A 26,371-nucleotide genomic window follows, 5' to 3' on the forward strand; every position below is an offset into this window, starting at 1 on the left:
CCGTATGAAATTAACTGCTCTCCTTGCAAGCCTATGCCTTGTTCTGTCCGCCTTTTCTCAGGAAAGGAACCGCATTCTCGGAACCGTTTCCAATGCAGTAACAGGAGTAAGGATACCCAATGCCAGCGTGTTTATCAATGGCACTTCCAGAGGGAGCATTTCAAAAGCAGACGGCAGTTTCGAGCTCAATGATATTCCAAAGGGAACATATGAGTTGGTAGTTTCTTCAGTAGGCTATCAAACCATAGTGTTCCCTTTTTCTTCTGATTCGCTTCCCATGATGCTGCACATGAAGCTCGATGCAAAAGCCGAAGAGCTCGAAGCAGTAACGGTAATTCCATTCGAAAAGAACGGATGGAGAAAATGGGGGAGGGTCTTTACCGAGAACTTCATCGGTACTTCTGCAGCCGCGAAGGATTGCACTATCAAAAACACCAAAACACTGAAGTTCCGGTATTCTGCTTCGCGCAAAACGCTGGAAGTAACAGCCGACGAGCCACTCATTATCGAGAACAAAGCGCTGGGGTACCGTATCACTTATCAGCTCGAAGGATTTCTTCACAGCTGGAAGGAGCGCTCTGTAGTGTTTGTGGGATATTCGCTTTTTGAAGACCTGTCGGAGAATAAAAAAGACATTCCTTCAAAATGGATCAAACGCCGCAAAGCCGCTTACACCGGCTCTCTCATGCACTTCGTGCGAAGCCTTTACAACAACCGTCTGGCAGAGAATAATTTCGAAGTGCGCCGCCTCATCAAAGTGCCCAACCTCGAAAAGCAACGGGTTAGGAAGATCTATGAGCTCGAAAAGAAGCAGCAACTGAAAGAGGGAGGCCGCATCAGTTTCGAACTGAAGAGTAGTTCTGCCAACAAAGACAGTGTTGGATATTTTCAGGGCATACTGATGCAGGAAGATTCGCTGGCGCTGATCAGTCGTACCACGCTCACTGCCGACAGCATACTCACTACCGGGGCAGACTCCACGAAAACGCTTTTCTTCCCCAATTATCTTCAGATCATTTCCAAAGGACTGCCGGAAGAAAAGGAGTTTCTGTATCATTTCCGCATCTTCCGCGAACCGGCCTGGCAGCGATCGCTGATTATGCTCACGCCACTCGCGCCCGTGGTGATTGAAAAAAGCGGGCTGATGTTTCCGCCTCAGAACATTCTAAGCTCCGAATACTGGGGCTGGAGCGAAAAGATCTCGCATATGCTTCCCCTCGATTATCAACCCTGACAGGCACGCAGGCAACTGCGGCTTTTTTGTATTTTGCGCTCATAATTAACCCTTATGCGCAACCTCCGTTCATTTGTTTTGCTTTCTATCGTCCTTGGCCTTGCCGCCTGTTCCGGGCGTCAGGGACTGCTGACCAAGGTCTGGTTCTATTCTTATGCCGAGGATACCGATACGCAGGATCCGGCGGACTCCGTACTCACTCCCGTTAACTTCATCAACCTTGAGAGCAGAGGAAAATATACGGCCAGCCTCGACAAATTCGAACACGGCACATGGACGTTGAAAGATAGAGAGATCGTACTTACGCCGGCATCCGGCAAATCGCGCACCATCATCATCAGAAAGCTCGGAGAGAAAGAAATGATTGCAGATGTGAATGCTGCCAATGGCGCCAGCAGCTGGCATCATTTCGAGGGGCTCGATAATCCGGTGGACGATGAAAAAGACAGTCCATTTTCCGTTACCAATAACAAATGGCGGGTGAAAGCCACGCAGAAAGAAACGCCTCAGCAGGTAACTGAGCGGCTCATCAACTATTTCAGATTCTGGGAAAAATACTTCGGGTGGGGATTGGAATCGGATAAGAATTCACTCGATGTAAGAAGCCTGCCTGGTCCGCTCAAAATGTACGGCAACGGCTTTGCGTTGATCCCTGTAGATCAGTGGCCGGCCGAATGGAGCAATTACTTCTTCGATCAGGAAGATCGTCAGGTAGCCTTCGATAAGATCCGTTGGGTGCTTCGCAACAAGAAAGTTGCATGGCCCGAAACCGGCCACCGCTTCAAGCAATTCATGAGTGTGTTTCAGCAAATGCAAAACAACATCAAAGCAGCTCCATAAAACTATTTGCCTCTGATGCCTGGTTTGCCATCGAACACACGGCCAAGCCAGGCATTCATGGCATCCATCCACTTCACGGAACTGGTGGGATTGTTCATCCCAAAACCATGTCCGCCATTCGGATATTCAAATATCTCCACAGGCACTCTATTCTCCTTGCAGGCGGCATAGAACTGACGGCTGTTCTGAACTGCCACCGATTTATCGTCCACTGCATGCACTAAAAATGTAGGAGGTGTTTCACTGGTCACCTGCTGATCGTTGGAGAACTCTTTGATCTCTTCAGCAGTGATTTCCGGACCAACAAGATTATTGCGCGATTGCTTATGTGTAAGGCTGTCTTCAAAACTGATCACCGGATAAACCAGCACCATAAAATCAGGACGCAGATTTGAGCCCTTTGCACCGGGAATGAAAGCCTGCTTGAAATGCGTTCCGGCAGTAGAAGCGAGGTGACCTCCGGCTGAGAAGCCCATAATGCCTACCCGATCTTTTTTGATACCATATGATCTCGCTTTTTCCCGAACCAGCTGAATGGCGCGTTGCGCATCTTGTACTGGCCCGATCGATTTATTAGGCATCGTATGTTCATCCGGCAATCTGTAATTAAGTACAAAAGCGGCAATGCCCATTTCGTTGAGTGCTTTGGCTACATCATGTCCTTCGTGTTTTACAGCGAGTAGTCCATACCCTCCACCCGGACAAATCACCACGGCCTTGCCATTGCCTTTTCCTTTGGGAGGAAGATAAGCAGTGATCACAGGTTTCGACACCTTGTACGTTCTCACGATGCCTTTATCATCTGCAACGGATTTTTCTTCATTCACGCCGGGTATGGAATTGGGTATCGTTTTGTAAAGTGGAATTTCTGTTTGTGCGTGTGCCGATAAAGCAGCGCTGCTGAACAGTGCAAGTGTGAAAGATTTCATAATCGATTAAGCTAAAACGTTACAAAATAGCCGCCCGGCAAGGGCTTCTTCAAAAATAATGGCTGCTTTCGTCTTTACCAAAAGGGCTTTCACAGAATATTAAGTTAAATGGATCTGAATATCGATAAGTTCTGTAACAAAGGCATCCCTTTTGAACGTCTAACTATCAAACGACAGTTTATGAAATACTTATACTCCTTCTCTTTACTCGTAGCAGTAACACTCATCTTCACCAGTTGCAGTAAAGATGTATTCAGACCTTATGAAGACAGAATCGAAGGTACCTGGGAACTCACCGATGTAGATAAGTTCGGTCCCGGAAGCTCTTACATTGCATTCGACGGTGGTTTGTTTACCTTCTACGGTTCAGGCCGATTGGCATATCAGGATGGCTATGGCGGTTACTACGAAGGCGACTGGGATGTGCGCCGTATCAACACAAACGACGGAACTATCAAAACCCTCAAAGTAAGTTGTGTTGACTATCACACAAAAGATCAGCTCTCTGAATATTTCGATGAAATGATCTTCACCAGCACCAACCGTTTCAAAGCCTTCATCTACGACGGCCCCAGAACGTATACCTTCTATTTCAGCAGACGTTAAACTCGCTGCGAATATTAGTGAAGAAGTATTGCGATCAACATAAATCAACAGCATAACAAAAGCCGCAGCGATGCGGCTTTTGTGTTTTCAACAAGTTCGTAAAACCTGCAAAAATAACCTGCAGTGTTGCGACGAGGGGATACGCAAATCTGGCCTTAAAATGTGTTGCGCAAAACCTCAAAAATATTCCACCCCTCAATCCTGCGCACAAAAGTTCATCTGTGATTCTATACTGGCCGGCACATTTTTCAGCTAATTTGTGTATCCCCCGCGCAACACGGTATAATCAATTAAGTATTCTGCCCTAACAATTTCAAATAGATCGCTTCAATCTCCCTCGTCATATTCGCCGCACTATATGTTGCACTGATTGTCGCCTGTGCAGCGGCACCCAACTTCTCGCGAAGCGATACATCTTCAGCAAGCACTCCGAGAGCCGCAGCCAGATTAACTTCCAGCCCATCCGTTGAAATCAGCAATCCGTTGTGTTCGTGCCTGATCACTTCCGATGTTCCATCTACCTGCGTTCCGATAATGGCCTTACCCATTGCCATCGCTTCGAGTAATCCGATCGGTAATCCTTCCCAGAGCGAAGGCAATACAAAAATATCCGCAGCTGCCAGCACATCCGGTACATCCTGACGGAAGGGTTGAAATATCACTTTGTCTTCGATGCCGAGTTCGCGTACCAGTTGCAATGCAGCTGGTTTCTCATCGCCATCACCCACCATCAGCAACTGCAGCTGAGGGTGATGAGGCAATGCCTTTGCAAATGCCTCCAGCAATTTCAGCGGCTGCTTCTGATGAATAAAACGTGCTACAAACAGCACCAGCACTGCATTATCAGCGATACCCAATTCCTGTCTGATATTCTTGAACGATCGGCCCGGATCGAACTTACGCTGATCGATTCCGTTGTTCACCACTACCGAGTTGAAATTATTGAAGTATCGTTTTCCTGTCTGCTGATTGGAAGCAGACACCGAAATATTTACGTCTGATTTTTTCGTGAGCAGCTGTTCTCCCATCACGCGCACTTTGCGAAGCAGCGCCTGCTGATCGTCGTGAAAGCTCCATCCGTGAATGGTGTATACCAGCGGCAGTTTCAGTTTACGCGTAGCCCAGAATACGTTTGAATTGGCGCGTGTACCATGTGCATGCACCAATTGTATCTGCTGTTGTTGTATGAACTGCTTTACACGTTTCCACTTGCTTATGTCGAAAGGCTTTTCGGTATAGATCACTTCGGTGGTGATGCCCATTTGTTTGAGACGATCTACCATCGGACCATCCGTAAAGCTGAGCACTACCGGCTCAAAGCGGCTCCTGTCGAGGTTTTCAACGAGACTCAATAAATGACTTTCTCCGCCACCGATCTGTCCCTGACGGATTGTTTCCAGTATCCTGAACTTTTGATTGCTCATTGTTTTATTGTACGCGGGTTAATGAAATACGGATACCGGATCGAGTGGTGCTTCAATAAAAAACTCCGCGATGGGCGGAGTTTCTATAGGGATTTTGAATTGTATGGATGGTTGTACTTAGATCACCAGCATGGCATCGCCATAGCTGAAGAAACGGTACTTGTCTTTGATCGCTTTCTTGTACGCTTCCATCGCCAGTTCATAACCGGCAAATGCGCAGGTCATAATCAGAAGGCTTGTTTTAGGAAGGTGCAGGTTAGTGATCAGGCTATCAGCGATGTTGAACTGATAAGGAGGGTGGATGAAAATATTCGTCCAGCCTTCAGATGGTTTCAACAGTTTCTCTGCAGTGTAAGAAGATTCCAGTGCACGCATAGTAGTGGTACCAACAGAGCAGATGCGGTTGCCCTTCTCGATGGCTTTGTTCACGATCTTGCAGGCAGTGTCTTCGATCTTGTAATACTCAGCATCCATTTTGTGTTTGCTGAGATCTTCCACTTCGATAGGGCGGAAGGTACCGAGGCCGGTATGCAGCGTTACTTCTGCAAAGCGGATACCTTTGATCTCAAGGCGTTTTATCAGCTCGATGCTGAAGTGCAGGCCCGCAGTTGGAGCGGCTACCGCGCCTTCGTGCTTTGCATAAACGGTTTGGTATCTTTCTTTGTCTTCTGCTTCAGGCTTGCGCTTGATATATTTTGGAAGTGGCGTTTCGCCGAGGAATTCGAGCATCTGGCGGAACTCTTCGTCGGTTCCGTCCCAGAGGAAACGGATGGTACGGCCGCGGGAAGTAGTGTTGTCGATTACTTCTGCTACCAGTTCATCATTCTCTCCGAAATACAATTTGTTACCTACGCGGATCTTACGGGCAGGATCAACGATCACGTCCCAGAGACGGTTTGGCTTGTTCAGCTCACGCAGCAGGAAAACTTCGATTTTTGCACCGGTTTTCTCTTTGCGGCCATACATGCGCGCGGGAAACACTTTGGTATTATTCACTACAAATACATCCTTGTCGTCGAAGTATTCCATTACATCACGGAAATACCTGTTCTCAATCTGGCCTGTCTTTCTGTGAACCACCATCAAACGGGCATCTTCACGTTTCTTCGTAGGATGTTGTGCAATAAGGTTGAGCGGTAGATCAAATCTGAACTGTGAAAGTTTCATGCAGCTGATTAAATTATTTTATTTGAGCACCACATGGTACAAACGAGGAGGGGGGTAAGAAACGGGTACATCGGGGGGGACCGGTACAAACGAGGTCTTACGGCACCAGGTTTGAAATCATGTTTTGCGTCATTTTCAAGCGGGCAAAGGTATAAAAAAATTGGTACAAAGAAAAAAATTATGTAAAGTGGAACCCTGCGGGTGCCCGCATCTAATGGGCTAAAACGCCCTTGCGTGCTTTATCAGTAAGCGTATCTTTGATTCACAAATCCCCTTCAGTACTTATTTATGAAAAGAATCCTGTACGTTCCTCTTCTCTGTATGCTGCTCTCCTCCCAGCTCATAGGGCAGTCTGGCAAACCCACTTCAACCAAACCTGTGTCCAAACCGGCTACTGCCATCGGATTCGCTGCCGGTAAGAAATACCCCAGCCTCCTTTGGGAGATCAGTGGTAACGGACTAAAGAAGTCCAGCTGGTTATTTGGTACCATGCACGTGAGCAATAAACTGGCCTTCAAACTCGGCGATCCCTTTTACAATGCTATCCGGAGCGCTGATGTTGTAGCATTGGAAACCAACCCTGAGACCTGGCAGGACGATTACAGCCGCAGTGCAGAATACCGCGGATCTTATTCCTCAGACCCTGATTTAATGCCATCCCGTTTCAGTTACAGCAGTTATGGCATGCCCCGCCAGAACATGAGCATCACTTCGTTTGCCATAGACAGTTATGAAGAGCTGGCCAGGGCATCCCTTGCCATCGAACCATCACTCATCAACGGCATGCTCTATCGCACCTACGGATCTGCTACCAACGATTTTGAAGAGAATACATTCCTCGACATGCATATTTTTCAGGTAGGCAGAAAACTCGGCAAAAGAGTGAGTGGAGTGGAGAATTTTGAAGAGAGTGAACGACTGGTGGCCGAAGCTTATCACGATGCGAGTAAAGACAAGAACAAAAAGAAGAAAAGCTATAGCTACGATGGCGTATTCCAGAGTCCTAAAAAACTGGAAGACGCTTACCGGGACGGGGATCTCGATCTGCTCGATTCCATCGAAATGCAGAATGTACAATCAGATGCATTTCAGGAGAAGTTCATGTTCAGAAGAAACGAGATACAGGCAAAATCGATAGACAGCATCATACGTAAGGCATCCCTGTTTGTTGGAGTGGGAGCAGCGCATCTGCCCGGCAACCGTGGTGTGATAGAATTGTTGCGTAAGATGGGCTATACGCTTCGTCCCGTAAACATGGGAGCGCGCAGTAGCGAACAGAAAGAGCAGCTGGAGAAGATGCGCGTGGAGCACAGCTTTCAGCAACAAACATCTTCTGATGGCTTTTACAAAGTAAGCATCCCCGGAAAGAAATTCTATGAGTTCGGAAAAACCGGTGGCATCAACGTGGTACAGTTTGCCGATCTGGTGAACGGTGCCTACTATCTCGTAACCAGAGTGAAAACAAACAGCTCTGTATGGGGAGATGATCTTACCAAAACAGCAGAAAAGATCGATGCAGGTCTCTACGAAAATGTTCCCGGCAAGATCATTAAGAAAACTGCCATCACAAAGAACGGCTATCCTGGTTTTGATGTAACCACACGCACGCGTCGTGGCGACCTGCAGCGTTATCAGGTATTCGTTACTCCATTTGAGATGATCTTCTTCAAAATGAGTGGTAATGGCGATTACGTGGGCACCGGAACGGATGCTTCAAAATTCTTCAGTTCCATTTCGTTCAAAGAATACATTCCCACCCCTGAATGGAGCACCTGGCAACCAGCAACAGGAGGGTTCAGTGTGCTGATGCCATATGCGCCCAGCATGCTGAAAGATGAAATGTGGGGCAACAACCGGCTTGAATATGCAGCCACCGAAAAGAATGGCAACAGTTATCTGGTGATGAAGGGCAACCTGCAGAACTACACGGCGTTTGCCGAAGACAGTTTTGAACTGAACCTGATGGATGAAAGCTATCAGTACTCAGGCTTCATCGAAAAACAAACCAGCAGAAAGCTCGGATCACTCAAAGGTTATCCTATGCTGGATGCCACTTACAATCACAAAGATGGCAGCCACAGTACAGCGAGGTTCCTCATTCAGGGGCCCAACTACTACGTGGTGCTTGCGCGATACAAACAGGAAACCCCTGCAGTGAAGAAGTTCATCAACTCCTTCAGCATTACACCTTTTATTTATCCGGCGGCAACTGTGCAGACAGATACTGCCATGCATTACACTGTAAAGAGCCCTGTGCCGCTGAACCATATTGACTCTGCATCGGCTGCTATGCGTGCCTTTCTGCAGAATCTGAAAAAAGACGAAGAGGACGATCCGGATAGTGAAGGGTTGAATTTCAGCTCATCTTTCATCGGCAATGATACACTGGGTGAAAAGATCTTTGTTAACTGGATGCAGATCAGCCGTAAATCTTACAGCAAAGACAGTATCGATCTAGCTAAGAAAATTGCAGGTGAGCGGATAGACGACGACAGTATGCTGATCTACCGTTCAAGATCATTCAAACGTCTTCCGAACGGAGCTGATCAATACGATTTCACTATTTCCGATACCGGCAGCAGCCGCATGGTGATCTCCCGAATGGTCTACAGAGATGGGCATCTGTTCTCTCTCAGTGCTCTTACTGATACCATCACCCGAAAAAGTGCTTTGCTTGAAAACTTCTTCGATACCTTTACACCTGCAGATACACTCAAAGCCAGTGCATTTCTCAACAAAATGGCCGGTGAATACGTAAATGAACTCTTCAGCAAAGATTCTGTGATCGCCAAACGCGGAGCAAAGAAGATACAGCAGGCCGAATTCGATTCAACAGATGTGCCGCTGCTGAAGCGATCCATCGAAGCCATCAACTGGAATGTGCGGAATTATCTTTCCAACAAAGAATATTTTATTGGTGAACTGGGTAAATTGAAAGATCCATCCATCACGGGCTACCTCACCGATCTGTACTGGAAAGTAAAAGATACATCCGACCTGCAGCGCGCTATACTCGAAGCGCTGCTCGATCAGAAAACGGCGGCTTCCTTCAAATCGTTCAAAGACCTGATCTTACAGGAACCTCCGATTCTGGAAATAAGCAGTACAGATTATTCGCGGCAGGTAAGAAGAGTTACCAGGGGATTTGAGCCTCCTGTCATTACCGGCGGAGTAGCCGATTATGAATTCTCAGAAGATTTCAGTTCTTCCGGCGGAACCTGGAGCCAGCTCTACGATACACTCGCTCTCACCAAAACGCTGTTCCCCGATATGCTGCAGTTTCTCAATATCGATGATTTCAAAAGCGAAACCCTCGATCTGCTGCACACACTCATAGACAGCGGTTATCTCAAAGGGGCAGACTACGAATCCCAGCTCAGCAAATTATATCTCGATGGAAGAATGCTGCTGAAGAAACAGATCGCCAAAGAGAATAAAGTGAAGATGGCAAAAGTGGCAAAGAAAGATATGTCTACGCTGTACAGCAACAATAGTGATGATGATGAGAAAGAAGATGAAGACCTCAATAACGGCAACATCGCCGTAGATCAGTATTCCGTACTGCTGCTGCCTTTCCGCGATAAACATCCCGGCATACAGAACTACTTCAAACAACTGATGACCACCACCGACACAAGATTGCTCTACAACAGTTTCATTCTGTTGCTGCGCAACAATCAGCCGGTGGCTGATTCCCTCTTCACCAAATTTGCTTCTTCAGACAAATACAGATATGAGTTCTATACCGATCTCAAAAAAATAAAGAAACTGGATAAATTTCCAGATGCAGAAAAGAAACCTGAGCTATTGGCAAGAAGTTTTCTGCTGGATCAGTTAGGCAGTTATTCCAAACCCGATACACTCGTGTATCTCAAGGCCCTTGCTGCTACCCATAAACAGAAAGAAAGTTTCATCTACTTTTTCAAGTACAAGAAAATGCGTGACGATGATAACTGGGCGCTTGCTACCTGCGGCATTCAGTCTGCCAATAAAGATTCGTTGGTGATCAGCAGATCGGGCTTCACGAAGGTTGCCGGCCGTACACTCGAAAATGATAAACCCGAAGGTGAGCAGCTGGAAAAGATCAAACGCGAGATGGTTATCACTACAAATCCCATTGCTTACAGCTTCTACGAAGCAAGGCAATTCGCCAATTACAAAAGCATGTTATCTGAGATGGTGAAACGCAGAAGATACCAGGATTAAGCAATATGTTTACAGATATGCGAACGGGGCTGTTAGGGCCCCGTTTGTTTTTATCAGACCATTGCTTTCGGAATACTCGCAATCAGCTGTCTGGTGTATTCGCTTTTCGGATGCAGATATACCTGTTCTGCATCACCCATTTCTTCGATGCTGCCTTTGTTCATCACCATAATGCGGTCGCTGATATAACGAACCACCGACAGATCGTGTGAAATGAAAATAGTGGTGAATCCGAATTCGCGCTTGAGATCGTTGAGCAGGTTGAGCACCTGTGCCTGTACGCTCACGTCGAGTGCAGAAACAGATTCGTCGCAGACGATGAATTCGGGGCCGAGAGAAAGCGCGCGTGCAATTACGATGCGTTGTCTTTGTCCACCGGAGAACTCATGCGGATAACGATAGAAATGTTCGGGTTTGAGATCTACTTTCTCCAGCAGTTCCATCACCCTTTCTTTTCGCTGCGAAGCAGTTGGCAGGATGCCGTGAACGCGCATGGGTTCTGCAATGGCATGTCCAATGGTGATGCGCGGATTGAGTGAAGAATAAGGATCCTGAAATACGATCTGAATATCTTTTCTGAGTTGTTTCAGATTGTCGCGTTTGGTAGCGGTGAGATCCATTCCATTGTAAAGAATGGATCCGCCGGTTGGCTCGATGAGCCGGAGCAGGCTTCGGCCCAGCGTGGTTTTGCCGCATCCCGATTCGCCTACAAGGCCGAGCGTTTCACCTTTGTACACTTCAAAGCTTACATCGTTTACAGCCTTTGTGTAATCGAGTGTTTTGCCGAAGAAAGTTTTATGGGATGGAAACCAAACCCTGAGATTCTTTACACTGATGAGTGTTTCAGAATGGTTGGCGGTTGGTTGCTCATTTTTTACTGAGTTGCTGGAAACCGCTGCAGGCGCTTGTTCCGGCTTGTTCAGAAAATCGCTCACTACCGGCAGTCTTGTTCCTTTCGGATGCAGAATGGGTCTGCAGGCCAGCAATCCTTTTGTGTAAGGATGTTGCGGATTTCTGAATAATTCGGTTGTGCTGCCCTGTTCAACGATGGCTCCTTTGTACATCACAATAGCCCGGTCGGCTACTTCTGCCACTACGCCAAGGTCGTGAGTGATGAAGATCACGCCCATCTGTTCTGTCTCCTGCAATGAGCGGATCAGTTGAAGGATGGTTTTCTGAACGGATACATCGAGTGCGGTGGTTGGTTCGTCGCAGATGAGCAGGCTGGGATTGCAGCTCATGGCCATTGCGATCATCACGCGTTGTTTTTGTCCTCCGCTGAGCTGATGCGGATAGCGATCCATCAGCAGTTCCGGATTGGGCAGTTTAACTTTTTGAAACAGTTCGAGGGTACGTGCCTTCGCTTCGGTTTTGGATACACGTTGGTGTTGGAGAATGGCTTCCATTACCTGATCGCCGCAGGTGAATACGGGGTTGAGGCTGGTCATCGGTTCCTGAAAGATCATGGCAATGCGGTGTCCACGCAAAGCGCGCAACTGATCGGCGGACTGATGCAGCATATCAACCTGTGATGATCCATCGGCAGAGAAGAGGATGGATCCTGTAACGTATCGTGCGGGAGGGGAGGGCAGCAGTTGCAGAATGCTGAGCGAGGTAACGGATTTTCCTGATCCTGATTCGCCCACGATGGCTACAATCTCGCCGCGGTTCACGTGCAGTGAAATGCCTTTCACGGCAGTGGCAGAGCCGATTTCGTTCACGAAATCGACCTGCAGATCCCTGATCTGTAATAAGGGGTATGCCATGTTTGGAGAATCAGAATTTCAGGTGGCGAACGGTGAGGCCATCATTGATCAGTTGCTTCAGTGAGTCGATGCCGATCTTGATATGCCTTTCCACGAAATTGGTGGTCACTTTTTTGTCGCTCTCTTCCGTTTTCACTCCTTCGGGTACCATCGGAGAATCGGATACCAGCAGCAGCGCTCCGGTGGGGATCTTGTTGTAGAATCCTACGGAGAAGATGGTAGCTGTTTCCATGTCGATGGCATAGGCGCGGATGCGCTGGAGGTACTCCTTGAAAGTTTCATCGTGTTCCCACACGCGGCGGTTGGTGGTGTACACGGTGCCCGTCCAGTAATCCACTCCATAATCACGGATGGTGGTGGATACCGCTTTCTGCAATGCGAATGCAGGCAGGGCAGGCACTTCGGGAGGGAAGTAATCATTGGAGGTACCCTCTCCGCGGATGGCCGCGATCGGCAGAATGAGGTCGCCGATATTGTTGCGCTTTTTCAGTCCTCCGCATTTGCCGAGAAAGAGTACGGCGCTCGGCTCGATGGCGGTGAGCAAATCCATTATGGTGGCCGCACCCGGACTGCCCATACCGAAATTGATGATGGTGATATTCTCAGCCGTTGCACATTGCATGGGCCTTCCTTCACCAATAACGGGTACGTTGTTCCATTGAGCAAAGAGTGTTACATAATTACTGAAATTGGTAAGCAGAATGTACTTGCCGAAATTCTCCAGCTTTTCCCCGGTGTAGCGGGGCAGCCAGTTTTTAACGATGTCTTCTTTGGTCTTCATAATTTATAAATTTCGTGTATTTATTGCAAATCAGGAGAAAATTATGGCGGCAGGAGTGTAGATTTGGCGCATGCTGCGCATAGAGTTTCCCGAACATCCGTTCCGTTTCAAAAAGGTGGAAGAGAAAGAATTCATCTTCGATGAGTTCAGAAAGGCCTGGGTACGCCTCACCCCGGAAGAATGGGTGCGTCAGAATTTTCTGCAATACCTGTTGCAGCGCATGCAATATCCCGCATCGATGATCGCAGTGGAGCGCGAACTGAAACTGGGCGAACTGAAAAAGCGGTTCGACATACTGGTGTACGACCGTCAGCACAAACCATGGCTGATGGTGGAATGCAAAGCCATGGGCGTTCCGCTCGAAGAAGCAGTGCTGATGCAGGTGCTTCGGTACAATATCGCTATCCCCGTTCCTTATCTGGTGATCACCAATGGCGAGTTCTCTGCGGGTTTCGTTAAAAATGAACAGACATTGAATCCGTTGGTCGAATTACCGCCATTCATCTGAGGCCTTACTCGCTTATTCCGGTTTTTTATTGTTTCTTTAGTTGAATTAACTGCATTCTATGAATAGCATACAGGAGCAAATTGCCTTGCTTACCGTGCGCATCCAGGATCTGGCTGCGCAGCAGGATGTTTTCAAAGCAAAGCTGATGGAACTGAACCGCGAACTGGATCAGCTGAAGGCGAAGGCCGCAGCGGAGAACCTGAAACCGGTACAGGAAAACATCATACAACCGGTTGCGGAAGAAAAACAACCGGTTACGCCTGTAACCGCTGTTAAGGAAGTGCAACCTCCTGTAATACCTTTGATCACTGCGCCGCAGGCTGAAGAGAAAAGAATTTTCGTTCCTCCCAAAAGAGCGGAAAAACCTGCCAGTGAAAAATCCGGTGGACTCGAAGAATTCCTCGGAAAGAATCTTGCCAGCAAAGTTGGGATACTGGTTACCGTTATCGGCATCTTTATCGGAGCCAAATACGCATTAGAGCACGATCTCATCAGTGAGAAGGTGCGCATCATACTGGGCTATCTTTGCGGAGCCACGCTGATTGGCCTTGCATACAGACTGAAAAATAAATATGCCGGTTACAGTGCAGTGCTGATGGGAGGCGGATTATGCGTACTGTACTTCATCACCTATATCGCATGGTCTTATTACAATCTCTTCCCAAGAATGGTGGCATTCGGGGTTATGGTGGGTGTTACGGTAGCCACAGTGTATGCAGCAACGATGTACAATCGCGTGATCATTGCACACCTGGCATTGATAGGAGCGTATGCGATTCCGTTTTTGCTGAGCAATAATTCCGGGAACTATATTGCGCTCTTCTCTTATATCGCCATCATCAATGCAGGCATTGTGGTAGTAGCGTTTTTGCGAAACTGGAAATCGCTTACCTGGGCTGCGTTTGTGATCACCTGGTTCATCTTTGCTTTCTGGGCGCTGCTGGTGCACGATGAGCCGAACTTCAAAACCATCGCATGGATTTTCCTGAGCATATTTGCTGCGCTCTTTTATGTGGCACTGCTGGCTTACAAACTGGTAAGGAAAGAAGTATTTCAGCTGGCTGATACTCTGCTGTTCTTCCCCAACTCTTTTATTTTCTATATCGGAGGCATGCAATTGCTCGATGCAGCCAATGCACCAGACTGGAAAAAAGGATGTTTCACTTTACTGAATGCAGCGATCCATTTTGCAGTAGCAGTTGTTGTAAAGAAAATGGTGGGATCAGCTACTCCGTTGTTTCAAATACTCAAAGGGATGGTGATCAGTTTTCTGGCGATCGCTGTGCCGGTGTTCTTCGATAGTTACGCTATTCCGCTGGTGTGGATGGCACAGGCAATGATACTGTATGTGATGGCTAGAAGCCAGAAAATAAGGCTCTATCTGCATTTCAGCATGATACTGACCTTGCTGGTTTGGATGAATCTCTTTGGACTTTATTCCGGCATTCTGAGTGACGCCTATAATCAGAGCGACTTTACAGCTGCATTTGCCAACAAAAGATTTCTCACTGTAATGGTTGTACTGGCAGCTGCTGCAGTTATGCTCTGGCTGAATCGCAACAAATATCAGCAGGAAGCAAAACATGATATTGGCATAGTGGAGTTCTTCTATAAGCCCTTCTTGCCTGCATTGGTAATTTTTACATTGTATGGCAGTATTTTTTGGGAGATCTGGCGTTGGTTCGACAATATTTCAACAGTACTGAGAAAATCAGATGGCAGTTTCGGTCTCTGGTTAGACGAAGTAGAACTCACTGGCTATGTAACATTGCTGTTGTACACATTTGCATTTCTGTTAGCCCTGGTGCTGGTGAATCAACGTCGCTTCAAAATGCAGACGCTTCATTGGATATTGCTGGTTACTTTTATATTGACAGCACTGGTTTGGATGATCAGCGGATTGCAGGTGCTCAATTACCTCGCAAAGAATTATTTCGACAAAGGCAGAACAGGCGTGTATTTCGGCGCAAGGGGATTTCTGAGCCGTTATGTGATTGCTGCGGTGATCACTGCACTGATGCTCCGCTTCCAACCGAAATTCAGTGATGAGGCCAACAGAGAAACCATGAAAACGCTTTGGTCGATATTGCTGGTGTTGCTGATGGTGGTATTCCTCAGTTTCGAATACCTGCTCTGGACTTCGGTAAGCGGCGCCAACCGGCAATACACGTATGGGCTTAGTGTGGTATGGGGATTGTTTGCATTGGCACTCATCATCTATGGCATCTGGAAGAAACACCGCATATTCCGCATTACAGCCATGATATTACTGGTAGTAACACTGATAAAGCTGGTGTTCTTCGATCTCAGCCATGCCAATACATTAACGCGCACCATCACGTATATCGCGCTGGGAGGAATTCTGCTGTTGATCTCCTATCTCTACAACAGATATAAAGAGCTGCTCTTCGGTGAAGATCAGAAACCGGAGGCGGATTGATTATTTCAGTTTTTTGCCGAGTATCAGTACGCCTCTGTGCACCCCGTCGAGTATGCATACATCGGGGAGGGTGCCCCATACTTCAAATCCGAATTTCTCAAAGAGGCGGATGCTGGGTTCGTTGTGAGCAAAGATCTTTCCCAGCAGTACTTCAATGCCGAGATCGGGGGCCTGCTTCACGCCGTGCAGCATCATGATATTGCCTAACCCCTGGCCGCGATGTGCTGCATCGATATAAATGCTGATCTCCGCCGTGATATCATAGGCGGCCCTTTCGGAGAAATTGGAAAAGCTCATCCATGCAATTACCTGTCCACCGTTTATCACCACCCATAATGGCCTGCGTGCAGGAGTATGATCGTTGAACCAGGCCAGTTTCTTTTCAACAGTAACCGGTTCGAGATCGGCGGTGGCCAGCCGCGTAGGAATGGTGGAATTGTAAATGGATACAATGGCCGGCAGATCTTCTAAAGTGGCGTCGCGGATTACCATATGCTAGAGTTTTTTATGGAAGTGAAAACCGAGGATTTTGTATCCCTGATTGATCCAGAACCGGATGCCTTTATCATTGATTACATAGGCATTGAGTTCGGAGGCGATGCATCCCTGTGAGCGGCCGTAATCGTGCACCCAATTCATCATCAGCTCGCCGATCTTCTGGCTGCGGTATTCGGGCAGTACCATCACATTGTCTGGTTCAATATGTTTGCCGTTGTAGAATTTGTTGAGTATCCAGATGCCGGTGATGCCGATGAGTTTCTCACCGTCGTATACGCCGATGCATTTGTAGGAGTGGTTTTTCATTTCATCGAGGCGCTCCTGCAGCACTTCCATGGAGATAGTATGATTATTCAGAATATCTAGCAAAGGAAGTATCGACTGCCATTCCTCAGGTGGTATGAACCTAATATCGTACATAATTATGGGTATTTAGGAGGAATAACGGAACCGAAGACCGTTTGGTTGATAAATTTAAAAAGAATGAATGGGATTGGATAATTTTTGTAATAACTTCGGCTACCCGGCCAAATCGATTGCCCAGCTCACTTCAGGCAATGCAGTTACACGAGAAATCTACCGTTGAAACTTTAATAAAAACGATGCTGTCATGTTGGAAAAAGCCACTATGTCTACGCTGCTGGGCGATAGGATGAAAGATCTGTTCAGCGGATTTGTAAAAGAGTTCAATGCAGAGGTGCTGCACCTTGTAAAAAATCAATTGCTCGAATATCAGGTAGAGGAATATAACCGGAATGCGATGGTGAAAACCTTGTTGCATCGGGTGCATCCGATGAGGTTGAAAGATATTTATCAGCCTTTGTTTATTCAAAGAGGAAGGAAAGAACTGTACAGTATTTCCGACATACCCAAAATTGAAAGACGGATCGATACGGAGCATGCCAAAGAGCTGTTTCTGTATTCACAATGCATTACACTTATCGGAGATGCAGGCTGCGGCAAAAGTACCATCGTGCGCCACCTGTTTCTGGATTGCATCGATGCCTCTTTCAAAATTCCCATTAAGATAGAACTCCGGTACCTGAACGATTTTGAAGGAAGCCTGATCGACTACATCAAAGAAAAGGTTTTCAGGTTTCAGAAACTGGCTACCAATGAACGGATCATCGAACGATTGATGAGTTCTGGTGATTTTGTGTTTTTCCTTGATGGATTCGACGAAATAAAAAGCAGCATCAGGGAAAAAGCTTCCAAAGAAATAGATGATCTGGTGAAGCTGTACAGCAAGAATTGCTTCCTGCTCACAACAAGGCCGTACACCAATGTTGAAATGATGCCCATGTTCATCAATTTCGACGTTTGCGAAATGCAGGGAGATGAGATCATCACCTTCATCAGAAAGCAATTTCCGGTTGCGGAAAGTGAGTTGGCTGAACGTATCATCGAAACAGTGAAACAAAGGGATAAGGCAGCTTATACCAGTTTTCTCAGCAATCCTTTACTGCTTTCCATGTTCATTCTTTCGTATCAATCCAATGCAGAGATCCCCAACAGGAAAAGTGGGTTTTACAATCAGGTATTTGATACGTTATATTCCATGCACGATAGTCTCAGTAAGCTAGGATACGTAAGAGAAAAGGAAAGTGAGCTCTCGAAAGACCAGATTGTTGAAGTACTGAAATTGTTCTCTTTTCTGAGTTACAATGATGAGAAGTTTCTGTTCAGTGTACTGTATGCGAATGGAAGGTTGAATTTCATCAAAGAAAAGAAAGACAGTCTTGCATTCGATAACAGCAAACTGTTGTATGATCTGCAGGTAAATCTCGGAATTCTGAAGGCAGAAGGAGTGGATCTTGCTTTTCCGCACAGAGCATTGCAGGAATATTTTTCGGCATTGTATATTGCTTCGCTCCTCGAACCCAACAAGCAGCGCATCTATGAAAAACTGCAGGAGAAATACAACGATTGGGGCTTGCTGCCTGCACATGCCAATTACTACGAACTCCTGTATGAGCTGGATCAGAAATGCTTTCTGGAGTATCTTGCCATACCGGTTTTTGAAAAGCTTCAACAGATGCTGGAGCCCGATCAGGCACTACTGCTGTTATCTGATGGTGCACTCAGGGAAGAATTTTATTCGGTGATAATGAAAGTAGCTTTTGAGCTTCATCATATTATTACCATTCCTGCTTATCTGACCATTACCAAACTGAGAACACTGGTTACACAGGGAGCGCAAATAAATCCGGAGGATGTGAGTCATCATAAGTTAATGAGGAAAGCTTTCGATGTGGAATTAAACAGGTCGAGAGAGGCGTTGAATGAGCGATTGCAGTTCTTCCGTGATTTCATCGAAACAGAAAAGCAAACCGAATCAGCCATTGTTTCCTATATGGATATTCCAGGTTGAGCCTGAACTAAAAAAAGAACGTCCCGATGTGCATCGGGACGTTCTTCTATTGTAAAACAAGCATAAACAACTATGGGAAGATACCCAGTTCAGCATAGCTGGTTCCTACCTTGTTGATCGCAACCAGGTAAGCGGCAGTACGCATATCAGGAATCTCCGGATTTGCTTTCCATGCGTCCATGATCTCGCGGGTAGCGGTGATCATAGTTTCTTCCAGACCGCTGCGAACGAGGTCAACCTCTTCTGGTCCGTGCATGATCAGCTCTTTTTCACGGTCACCTACTTTCTTACCAGTGAGACCTTCGATTTGTCCGAGGATCTGTCCGTTCAGGTTTTCAGTGAAACGTTTTTCCATACGTCCGTAACGAACGTGGCTGAGGTTTTTCAACCATTCGAAGTAAGATACAGTTACGCCACCTGCATTGAGGTACATATCCGGAACAACCAGTGCACCTTTCTTAGCGAGGATCTCATCCGCTTCGGGAGTGAGAGGTCCGTTGGCAGCTTCACCGATGATCTTTGCTTTTACGCGTGGAGCATTCTCTCCGTTGATCACGTTCTCGAGTGCAGCAGGGATCAGGAGATCACACTCCATTTCCAGTGCATCTGTATTTTTAGCGAAGTTGGTAGCGCCGGGGAAGTTGAGGATAGAACCGGTTTTTTTACGGTGTTCAACTACTGCGTCTACATCGAGGCCATCATTGTTGAAGATAGCGCCTTCGTATTCTGCGAGGGCAACCACTTTAGAACCTGCTTCGGTGAAGAATTTAGCAGTGTGGTAGCCTACGTTACCGAGACCTTGCACTACTACTTTTTTACCTTCAACGCCGGTTGTTAAACCGAGTCTGTCCATTACGTCTTTCATGTTGCACACTTCGCGCAGACCATAGAAAACACCGAGACCGGTAGCTTCACGACGACCGCGAACACCACCCTGTGTTACGGGTTTACCGGTTACGCAACCAAGTGCATCGATTTCACCAGGACGCATGCTCTGGTAAGTATCAACGATCCATGCCATCTCACGCTCGCCTGTACCGTAGTCAGGAGCAGGAACGTCGATGCCAGGTCCGATGAAGTTCTTCTTGATCAGCTCAGACGTATAACGACGGGTGATCTTCTCTAATTCGTATGGAGTGTATTTTTTCGGGTCGATTGTGATACCACCTTTTGCGCCTGCGAATGGTACGTTCACGATGGCACATTTGTAGGTCATGAGCGCTGCGAGTGCCATTACCTCATCGAGGTTAACGCTCATAGCGAAACGGATACCACCTTTACAAGGCAGTTTGTGATGTGAGTGCTGAACGCGGTAAGCTTTAACAACCTCGATCTTGTCTCCGATTTTCACGGGAAAGTGCATACGGTAAACTGCGTTACACTGTTTGATCTGTTCAAGGATACCTGGATCCCATTTTGTGAACTTAGCGGCTTTGTCAAAACTTTTCTCCACCGCTCCAAAAAAACTGTACTCTGACATGATTAAGCTATTTAAAAGTGAATGGGTGAATGTGGATGCAATAACGCAATCTTGCTACGAATGTTTTTCGAGCTTCGAAATCTTCCTGTCTAACCGTATGATGTATACGTACAGACCGAGAAGAATGGTTACTATCACAGCCACAACCACATATATTTTTCCATCGGCCCGCAATCCGGTAGACTGAGCGGTTGCCGTATCGTTAGCAGTATCCTGTGCTGTGGCGATAAACACCAGCAGCATGGACAACAAGGTTGTGATAAATTTCTTCATGAGTAATTAGCTGAAATGTTTTTTGTCTTCGAGGGTTTTAATGCGCACATTCAATGTGCTGATCCAGGTTCCAAGGAGGGTCCAGCCCAATACTGCAGGCCAGAATACCACACGCATGGTGGGATCGAGTGAGTCGCCGCCGAAGCCGGGATTGCCTTCTACGCCTTTACCGCCTGGATGCAGTGATTCTACCATGCGCGGCAATACCATGATCATTGGTATGTAAATGAAATACGCGAAAATATTGTACACTGCTGCAACACGACCTCTCTTATCCAGATCGGTCATCGAATTGCGCAGCACGAAATAGGCTAAATAGATCAGCAGTGCGATGGCTGCACCCAGCTGTTTGGGATCGTTGTTCCATGGCGCTCCCCAGGTGTAGTTGGCCCAGATCATTCCGGTTATCAATCCCAGTACACCCATTACAGAACCGGTTCTTGCAAACTCGGTAGCCATAATATCATAATGAGGTTTTGGCTTGCGGAGGTACATAATAGAATATACCAGCGACACTGTTACCAGTATCAGCTGACCAAACCACATGGGTACATGGAAGAACAGGTTGCGGATGGTTTCATACAAATTACCAATGGTTGGCACTTTGATGAGAAGACCTGCAATGAAAGTGTAGAGCAGTAAAACGATACTTAGTATTTTCCACCAGTACTGGCGCATAGATTCCGGTTCAATTAGAATTATCGGATCGTTGGCCATTGTGCATCATATACGCGTTTAGGGTAATCGCCAACTACCTGATTAGGTGGGGCAAAATTAGGGGATGAGATAGTAAATGCGAAATAATGACTGCTAAAACACGAAAAATGAACAAACCGGCTGATTTTGGGAAAATGATTGACGATAAACCCTGTAAATGCCGGATTTGCTGAACGATAAGTTCAAAAAGTTGAAAAAAATTGAATGGAATCGAGTGTAAAGAATACGCTAATCTTTCCAGAGGAAGGGGAAAAGTATCACTGCAAGCACAATTACCAGCACATCCAGGCCCGTCAGCAGCATTATTAATTGGCCGAGTCCGGACTGAATTACATCTGCAAACGCCACCGAAGAGATCTTCATCAGCAGCATCAGTTGCGGAATGATGAGGGGAAAACCCATGATGGCCATCATCGCTGCATTCTGCTGCGCCCTCGCGGCAATGGCTGCGAGAAAGGTAAAAACCAGGCTGATGCTGAATCCGCCGAGGCAAACGATACCGGTAAATCTCCAGGGGTTGGAAATGGGGTTACCCAGCAGTAAAAAGAAAAGGCCCATGCTCACGAGGCTCATCACAATCATCAGTACCGCATTGAAAAGGAGTTTGGAAAGCACAAAGTCGCGCGCGCCTGCGATGGTGTAGAAGTAGAGCATCCTTCCGCGGCTCTCTGCCAGAAAGCTTTTGGCTACTGCATTTACGCAGATGAAAAGCTGAATCATCCAGAAAAGGCCGTTCCAGACTTTATCTTCCGGGTGTTCCATGGCCAGGTTCAGTACAAAGATGGTGCTGGCCACGTAAAGGATCACTCCATAAAAAGTGTATTGCTGCCTTACTTCGAGCAGCAGGTCTTTTTTGAAGAGGGTGAGTATGGAATGCAATGAGTTGATAACCGACAGATTGATGTTGCGCGAAATTAACATTAAAGCGGTCAACTGCTGATTATTTCCTTACTTTATTGGATAAACTTCACTGGTATGAAGCCATTATCCTGTATTGCCGCAATTCCGTTGTTATTGATTCTTCTTATTGCAGGCTCCTGCAAACAGGAGGCAGTTTCACTTCGCTTTATTCCCGAAAACAATGCCCGGTACGAATTGGAATACGAGCTCAGCGGTGTAGGAACCAAAGAGTCGAGACCATTCAACCAAACCAAAAGGGTGGTGCTGGATCTGACAGTGAAGCCAGATTCCGGAGGTACGGATATAAAGGCTACGTACAAACGCTTTCAATTCTCTCTTGTTTCACCAACCGATAGTTCCTATACTGATACCGACCATCCCATTGCTGATTCCATGGCCATGCGCAATCCAAAGTTGCTGGCGCCCTGGGTGTGGCAGGGCGTAAACGGACTCTCTTTCAATTTCCGCATCGGTTCTTCAGGCCGCATCGATACTATGGATACTTTCCTTCCGCTGCTTACCAATCTCGCCATGAAAGTGCTGCACCAGCCCGATTCTTCGGTTACAGGAAATGAGTTATACAGTCAGGTCTGGAATACCGGTTCTCAACAGTTCTCCTCAGCATCGGCCAAAGCCATGCTGCAGGCAGTTTTCCCTGAGTATCCGGCAAGGGAACTGAAAAAAGGAGATACATTGGGAAGAACCTATCAATATTATGATCGCTATCCCATTACAATGGTACAGGTGATCAAAGTAGCAGAAGTAGATGAAGCTACCGTTACCTTCCTCATCGGAGGTTCAGGATTTACAACGGCCACCATTGAAGGAGACCTGAAAGTTGAACAACAGGGAAAGATCATTGTTGACCGCAGCACTGGGGTGCTATTGTCGGCTTATATTGAAAACCTGGTACGCGGAAAAGAATACACCACTTCCATCGATAACAAATCAGTGATCAGGGCCAACTGCAAAAAAATACTCCCCCGGTAAAACAGAAGAACCGAATTAACGTTGATGCATGCAGTTGTTGATTAATTTCGTACAGCATTGAATTACACAAAAGATACATCACCCATGTTTCAACGTTCCCTTTCAAAAGCTGCTATGCTGCTTGTATGCGCAGCAGTTTTTCTCGCTTCCTGCAAAGAACAGAAAGCAGACCTGCGTTTCGTTCCCGGTAAATCAGCTAACTACGAAATGGTATTCGACATAGCTTCCGGCGGCCTCAACAATGGAAGAAAAACCGATTACAAACAAGGCGCAACCCTGCTGCTGCAAATGACTGAAGACAGTGGCCGCACCAACGTGAATGCCACATACAAACGCTTCTGGGCCAACTTTCATACTATCGGCGACAGCATGAAAGTGGATACAGATAAACCCCAGACCTGGGATCTCAAAAATGATGCACAGGCAATGCCGGCCATTTATCAGGCAGTAAAAGATGAATCGTTCAGCTTCCGGATAAATACACTTGGCAAGATAGAAGCGATGCCGCCATTTACACCCATGCTTACTTCCATCACACGCAAAGTGCTGCCTGCAGAACATGCGGATAATATCAAAGCTTATAGCCAGATCTATGATATCGCATCCGGATTCTTTTCGCCCGGTTCCATGAAAATGCTGCTGGTGCCCGTATTTCAGGAGTTTCCCGGCAAAGAACTGAAAGTGGGGGATACGCTCGGACGCAATTATCAGATTGAAGACGGACTTCCCATTACCATTGTTCAGGTAGTAAAGGTTGCTGAAATCACCGATGAAGCGGTAACCCTGCTGATTGGCGGATCAGGATTCTCTTCGGCAAGCATCGAAAGTGATTTGAAACTGGAGCAGCAGGGCAGGCTTACAGTGAACAGAAAAACAGGTGTGATGCAATTGGCTTATATCGAAAACATCGTTAAAGGGAAACTGGGGGATGTTGATCTCGATTCAAGAATGATCATCAACGCCACCTGCAAAAAGCTTCCCTGATCTTCAAATACTTCTTTCAATCATATCACATTATTGCAGCCCGGCATTTGCCGGGCTGTTGATTTTACAGGAAAACGTGAAAAACACCCTTTCTTTTTACGTGCATTATGAATAATCTTGATCTGACGGATATCGGGCCGCAATCCTGCCCACCACTACGGTTATTTCAATCAGCCAATCAAGAAAAAATTTATGAAGCCAATTTTAACTGTTGTATTGTTATTCATTGCTATGAATTGTTTTGCGCAGGCAGATACCAAAGTGCTGGGCACGTTTTCAGCCGGTTGCAAAGTGTTCAACTACGATTTCAGAAAATCAACCAAAGGGATCTATACTTTCAAAGTGGATCTGGTTGATGAAGAAGAGGGCAGAATTTATTTCGACAAAGACTCTTTAACGCAGTTAAAGAATAACTTACAGAAGATAGTGGACAGCCTCGATGTACTCGACTCCCTGCTCCATGAAGAAAGAACTCTTTCTGATGGAATAAAGGATACCATTAAGAATGTTGTTGCTTCCTACCAGAAAATTGTCGACTCCATTTATAATGATCATGCCGATCTCGCATACTGGAAAGCGCAGCAGGGGCCGCTCAGAGCCATGCTGCAACTGGCTTCCAAACTCGAACTCAATAAATATGATTCACTGCTGGGGAGATACGGAGATATTGCCGTGATGTCGAAATTCAATCAGGCGACAGGAGTGATTTTAAATTCGATCAATGGCCTTTCTGAAACAAGATCATACACGCTCAACGAATTTAAACAGGAATCGTTTATTCCGCTGGCGAATGCAATCATCAACAAAAAGAAAGCGCTGTTTCTGCCTGAATGTGCTACTGAAACCAATCCGAACACGATTGCGCTGAACCTGTTCTACGAAATAAAAGCCCGCCTTGATTTCAAAGATGATGAACCCATTACTGCCTACCTGAAACTAAGGAGCTCCAATATTAAGTGCTATTACAACAAGAGCGGGAAACTGAACAGAGTACTTAAAAAAGATTCGAGCATATTGCCATTGGCAAACAAATTCAGTATCGATAATGTAAGTGTGGAGTTTGAAGATGGGGCTATCAAGAACCTGTTTGCAGATCTGCTGGTTCTGGATGAAAAAGGGCAGCCAATTGTAGAATTCCCTGTCAGATTCAAAAACCCGACCCCCATTTCAATCTCAGCCAGAAATGATAAAGACAAGATCGGAGATAAACTGATGTACGCATTAGACCTCGGAAAATTAAGGGAAAAGCTGATTCCTGAAAGAGTGCAGTCAGGGAATAAGATTTCTTTGCGATTTGTGGTGAAAGATAGTTTTAGTACAGAAATTACTGTTGAAAAGAAATTCGATTATTCGAACATTTGTTTCCCCTTGTCTGAACTGCTTGAATATGCTGATGTGCTTGAGATCGATAAAGAAGACTACAGTCCGGTCAATTCCGTTGTAAATCTGAGTCCCAAAAGTCCGGTAGTAGAATTGAAGAAAGAAAAGCGAAGCAAAATTCTCACAGTAAAAACATTTACTGATCTGGTAGGAGTGCAGGGAGATCAACCAAATGGATTGATACAAATTGAAGCTTCGAGAAAGTTCAATCTATGGACAGCCCGCATTGGCTCAAAGTATTTCTATTACGGAGCGCTTACCTATCTGGAGCCAAGGGCAGTAATGTCTAAAATTGAGCAGAATAAAAGAGATTTTATATTGACAGCTGAAAATATAGATCAGGATGAGCTTGCAAGATCAGGCAAGAAAAAATTCAATATGAGGGCTATCGATTTATTCAAATATCAGAGCTTCGCTTTTGATGTAGACCTCAATCTGGGAAAGGTGAATATGCCCAACGTGAAATCGAACATTCAGGTAAATATGAATGCAGGCATTCTCCGTACCAATGTATCAGACACACTGGATGTGCTGAACGGCGCCCTGGTGAAGGCTGCTGCTCCGATACATAAAATTCTCAACACCTTCAGGTGGGGTTTCTCTCTTTTGTATGAACTGAAGCCAGACACCAGGTATGGATTGGTGCTGGGATACGATTACAGAAAATACAGCCTGCTGAGTGAAGATTACTTTCTGATCGATTCCAAAAATGATGTGATTCATTCCATCTGGGCAGATGCACACCTTAAAACAAACGACAACAGCAAACTCTTCTTCCGTTTCAAAACTTCGGTAGCAACACCGGCAAAAAAACAAAACTTCGTACAGATACAATTAGGGTATCTGCTGGATATCTTCAAAGTATCATCAAAATAAA

21 protein-coding genes are annotated in these 26,371 nt (G+C 46.3%); 10 read left to right on the forward strand and 11 right to left on the reverse strand.

Going from position 1 to position 26,371, the window contains the following annotated elements:
• Positions 1–4 precede the first annotated feature (4 nt).
• Together HHL16_RS18170 and HHL16_RS18175 are read left to right on the forward strand one after the other, a co-directional pair.
• Positions 5–1,234: a carboxypeptidase-like regulatory domain-containing protein gene (locus HHL16_RS18170; protein WP_169426775.1), complete on the forward strand. Its 1,230-nt coding sequence runs from the start codon at positions 5–7 to the stop codon at positions 1,232–1,234.
• A gap of 54 nt (positions 1,235–1,288) precedes the next feature.
• A complete protein-coding gene (locus tag HHL16_RS18175; protein WP_169426776.1) occupies positions 1,289–2,074 on the forward strand; it encodes a hypothetical protein in 786 nt (261 codons plus the stop codon).
• 2 nt (positions 2,075–2,076) lie between these two features.
• Here the strand turns inward: HHL16_RS18175 and HHL16_RS18180 are convergent, their stop codons facing one another.
• Positions 2,077–3,003, reverse strand: coding sequence for an alpha/beta hydrolase (locus HHL16_RS18180; protein ID WP_169426777.1), 927 nt, complete (start codon positions 3,001–3,003; stop codon positions 2,077–2,079).
• 180 nt (positions 3,004–3,183) lie between these two features.
• On the opposite strand from HHL16_RS18180, the gene HHL16_RS18185 reads away from it, so the two are divergent.
• Positions 3,184–3,609, forward strand: coding sequence for a hypothetical protein (locus HHL16_RS18185; RefSeq protein ID WP_169426778.1), 426 nt, complete (start codon positions 3,184–3,186; stop codon positions 3,607–3,609).
• Between the two features lie 290 nt (positions 3,610–3,899).
• Here HHL16_RS18185 and HHL16_RS18190 read toward each other — a convergent pair whose 3' ends face one another.
• Together HHL16_RS18190 and queA are read right to left on the reverse strand one after the other, a co-directional pair.
• A complete protein-coding gene (locus HHL16_RS18190; RefSeq protein WP_169426779.1) occupies positions 3,900–5,033 on the reverse strand; it encodes a glycosyltransferase family 4 protein in 1,134 nt (377 codons plus the stop codon).
• A gap of 117 nt (positions 5,034–5,150) precedes the next feature.
• The gene (gene queA, locus HHL16_RS18195; RefSeq protein ID WP_169426780.1) at positions 5,151–6,200 is read right to left on the reverse strand and encodes a tRNA preQ1(34) S-adenosylmethionine ribosyltransferase-isomerase QueA; all 1,050 of its coding nucleotides are present in this window, start codon (positions 6,198–6,200) and stop codon (positions 5,151–5,153) included.
• Between the two features lie 288 nt (positions 6,201–6,488).
• Between queA and HHL16_RS18200 the strand changes: the two genes are divergently transcribed.
• A complete protein-coding gene (locus tag HHL16_RS18200; RefSeq protein WP_169426781.1) occupies positions 6,489–10,406 on the forward strand; it encodes a TraB/GumN family protein in 3,918 nt (1,305 codons plus the stop codon).
• Positions 10,407–10,459: 53 nt separating this feature from the next.
• Here HHL16_RS18200 and HHL16_RS18205 read toward each other — a convergent pair whose 3' ends face one another.
• Both HHL16_RS18205 and HHL16_RS18210 read right to left on the reverse strand, forming a co-directional pair.
• On the reverse strand, positions 10,460–12,172 hold the full coding sequence (locus tag HHL16_RS18205; RefSeq protein ID WP_169426782.1) for an ABC transporter ATP-binding protein: 1,713 nt from the start codon (positions 12,170–12,172) through the stop codon (positions 10,460–10,462).
• 10 nt (positions 12,173–12,182) lie between these two features.
• Positions 12,183–12,953: an AMP nucleosidase gene (locus HHL16_RS18210; RefSeq protein WP_169426783.1), complete on the reverse strand. Its 771-nt coding sequence runs from the start codon at positions 12,951–12,953 to the stop codon at positions 12,183–12,185.
• 70 nt (positions 12,954–13,023) lie between these two features.
• On the opposite strand from HHL16_RS18210, the gene HHL16_RS18215 reads away from it, so the two are divergent.
• Together HHL16_RS18215 and HHL16_RS18220 are read left to right on the forward strand one after the other, a co-directional pair.
• Positions 13,024–13,461 (forward strand): type I restriction enzyme HsdR N-terminal domain-containing protein, encoded by a 438-nt coding sequence (locus tag HHL16_RS18215; RefSeq protein ID WP_169426784.1) that lies wholly within the window; start codon positions 13,024–13,026, stop codon positions 13,459–13,461.
• Between the two features lie 58 nt (positions 13,462–13,519).
• Entirely contained in the window at positions 13,520–15,901 is a 2,382-nt protein-coding gene (locus tag HHL16_RS18220; RefSeq protein WP_169426785.1) for a DUF2339 domain-containing protein, read from the forward strand.
• On the opposite strand, the gene HHL16_RS18225 is transcribed toward HHL16_RS18220, so the two are convergent.
• Both HHL16_RS18225 and HHL16_RS18230 read right to left on the reverse strand, forming a co-directional pair.
• On the reverse strand, positions 15,902–16,393 hold the full coding sequence (locus HHL16_RS18225; protein ID WP_169426786.1) for a GNAT family N-acetyltransferase: 492 nt from the start codon (positions 16,391–16,393) through the stop codon (positions 15,902–15,904). It abuts the gene before it with no gap.
• A gap of 3 nt (positions 16,394–16,396) precedes the next feature.
• Positions 16,397–16,819 (reverse strand): GNAT family N-acetyltransferase, encoded by a 423-nt coding sequence (locus HHL16_RS18230; protein WP_169426787.1) that lies wholly within the window; start codon positions 16,817–16,819, stop codon positions 16,397–16,399.
• A gap of 190 nt (positions 16,820–17,009) precedes the next feature.
• Between HHL16_RS18230 and HHL16_RS18235 the strand changes: the two genes are divergently transcribed.
• Positions 17,010–18,770, forward strand: a complete 1,761-nt coding sequence (locus HHL16_RS18235; protein ID WP_169426788.1) for an NACHT domain-containing protein — start codon at positions 17,010–17,012, stop codon at positions 18,768–18,770.
• A gap of 70 nt (positions 18,771–18,840) precedes the next feature.
• On the opposite strand, the gene HHL16_RS18240 is transcribed toward HHL16_RS18235, so the two are convergent.
• The 4 genes from HHL16_RS18240 to HHL16_RS18255 form a co-directional block, all read right to left on the reverse strand.
• The gene (locus HHL16_RS18240) at positions 18,841–20,250 is read right to left on the reverse strand and encodes a Glu/Leu/Phe/Val dehydrogenase (RefSeq protein WP_169426789.1); all 1,410 of its coding nucleotides are present in this window, start codon (positions 20,248–20,250) and stop codon (positions 18,841–18,843) included.
• Positions 20,251–20,304: 54 nt separating this feature from the next.
• Positions 20,305–20,523 carry a CcmD family protein gene (locus HHL16_RS18245; protein ID WP_169426790.1) on the reverse strand — a complete coding sequence of 73 codons (219 nt, stop codon included), beginning with the start codon at positions 20,521–20,523 and terminating at the stop codon, positions 20,305–20,307.
• A 6-nt stretch (positions 20,524–20,529) separates the two neighbouring features.
• Positions 20,530–21,201, reverse strand: coding sequence for a cytochrome c biogenesis protein CcsA (ccsA, locus tag HHL16_RS18250; RefSeq protein WP_169426791.1), 672 nt, complete (start codon positions 21,199–21,201; stop codon positions 20,530–20,532).
• Between the two features lie 267 nt (positions 21,202–21,468).
• Positions 21,469–22,161, reverse strand: coding sequence for a heme exporter protein CcmB (locus tag HHL16_RS18255; RefSeq protein WP_169427921.1), 693 nt, complete (start codon positions 22,159–22,161; stop codon positions 21,469–21,471).
• A gap of 54 nt (positions 22,162–22,215) precedes the next feature.
• Here HHL16_RS18255 and HHL16_RS18260 point away from each other — a divergent pair, with 54 nt between their 5' ends.
• From HHL16_RS18260 to HHL16_RS18270, 3 genes are all read left to right on the forward strand, one after another.
• A complete protein-coding gene (locus HHL16_RS18260) occupies positions 22,216–23,130 on the forward strand; it encodes a DUF6263 family protein (protein WP_169426792.1) in 915 nt (304 codons plus the stop codon).
• Between the two features lie 114 nt (positions 23,131–23,244).
• The gene (locus HHL16_RS18265; protein ID WP_169426793.1) at positions 23,245–24,114 is read left to right on the forward strand and encodes a DUF6263 family protein; all 870 of its coding nucleotides are present in this window, start codon (positions 23,245–23,247) and stop codon (positions 24,112–24,114) included.
• 192 nt (positions 24,115–24,306) lie between these two features.
• Positions 24,307–26,370 (forward strand): hypothetical protein, encoded by a 2,064-nt coding sequence (locus HHL16_RS18270; RefSeq protein ID WP_169426794.1) that lies wholly within the window; start codon positions 24,307–24,309, stop codon positions 26,368–26,370.
• Position 26,371 lies beyond the last annotated feature (1 nt).

Origin of the sequence: Pseudoflavitalea sp. G-6-1-2 (assembly GCF_012927185.1) — a bacterium.
Taxonomy (GTDB): Bacteria; Bacteroidota; Bacteroidia; order Chitinophagales; family Chitinophagaceae; genus Pseudobacter.

Coding starts and splice junctions, on each gene's coding strand:
- HHL16_RS18205 (WP_169426782.1), bottom strand. CDS start 12,172: ATGGCATACCCCTTATTACAGATCAGGGATCTGCAGGTCGATTTCGTG.
- HHL16_RS18255 (WP_169427921.1), bottom strand. CDS start 22,161: ATGTTAATTTCGCGCAACATCAATCTGTCGGTTATCAACTCATTGCAT.
- HHL16_RS18180 (WP_169426777.1), bottom strand. CDS start 3,003: ATGAAATCTTTCACACTTGCACTGTTCAGCAGCGCTGCTTTATCGGCA.
- HHL16_RS18220 (WP_169426785.1), top strand. CDS start 13,520: ATGAATAGCATACAGGAGCAAATTGCCTTGCTTACCGTGCGCATCCAG.
- HHL16_RS18210 (WP_169426783.1), bottom strand. CDS start 12,953: ATGAAGACCAAAGAAGACATCGTTAAAAACTGGCTGCCCCGCTACACC.
- HHL16_RS18190 (WP_169426779.1), bottom strand. CDS start 5,033: ATGAGCAATCAAAAGTTCAGGATACTGGAAACAATCCGTCAGGGACAG.
- HHL16_RS18235 (WP_169426788.1), top strand. CDS start 17,010: ATGTTGGAAAAAGCCACTATGTCTACGCTGCTGGGCGATAGGATGAAA.
- HHL16_RS18245 (WP_169426790.1), bottom strand. CDS start 20,523: ATGAAGAAATTTATCACAACCTTGTTGTCCATGCTGCTGGTGTTTATC.
- HHL16_RS18200 (WP_169426781.1), top strand. CDS start 6,489: ATGAAAAGAATCCTGTACGTTCCTCTTCTCTGTATGCTGCTCTCCTCC.
- queA (WP_169426780.1), bottom strand. CDS start 6,200: ATGAAACTTTCACAGTTCAGATTTGATCTACCGCTCAACCTTATTGCA.
- ccsA (WP_169426791.1), bottom strand. CDS start 21,201: ATGCGCCAGTACTGGTGGAAAATACTAAGTATCGTTTTACTGCTCTAC.
- HHL16_RS18170 (WP_169426775.1), top strand. CDS start 5: ATGAAATTAACTGCTCTCCTTGCAAGCCTATGCCTTGTTCTGTCCGCC.
- HHL16_RS18230 (WP_169426787.1), bottom strand. CDS start 16,819: ATGTACGATATTAGGTTCATACCACCTGAGGAATGGCAGTCGATACTT.
- HHL16_RS18265 (WP_169426793.1), top strand. CDS start 23,245: ATGCTGCTTGTATGCGCAGCAGTTTTTCTCGCTTCCTGCAAAGAACAG.
- HHL16_RS18225 (WP_169426786.1), bottom strand. CDS start 16,393: ATGGTAATCCGCGACGCCACTTTAGAAGATCTGCCGGCCATTGTATCC.
- HHL16_RS18270 (WP_169426794.1), top strand. CDS start 24,307: ATGAAGCCAATTTTAACTGTTGTATTGTTATTCATTGCTATGAATTGT.
- HHL16_RS18215 (WP_169426784.1), top strand. CDS start 13,024: ATGCTGCGCATAGAGTTTCCCGAACATCCGTTCCGTTTCAAAAAGGTG.
- HHL16_RS18175 (WP_169426776.1), top strand. CDS start 1,289: ATGCGCAACCTCCGTTCATTTGTTTTGCTTTCTATCGTCCTTGGCCTT.
- HHL16_RS18260 (WP_169426792.1), top strand. CDS start 22,216: ATGAAGCCATTATCCTGTATTGCCGCAATTCCGTTGTTATTGATTCTT.
- HHL16_RS18240 (WP_169426789.1), bottom strand. CDS start 20,250: ATGTCAGAGTACAGTTTTTTTGGAGCGGTGGAGAAAAGTTTTGACAAA.
- HHL16_RS18185 (WP_169426778.1), top strand. CDS start 3,184: ATGAAATACTTATACTCCTTCTCTTTACTCGTAGCAGTAACACTCATC.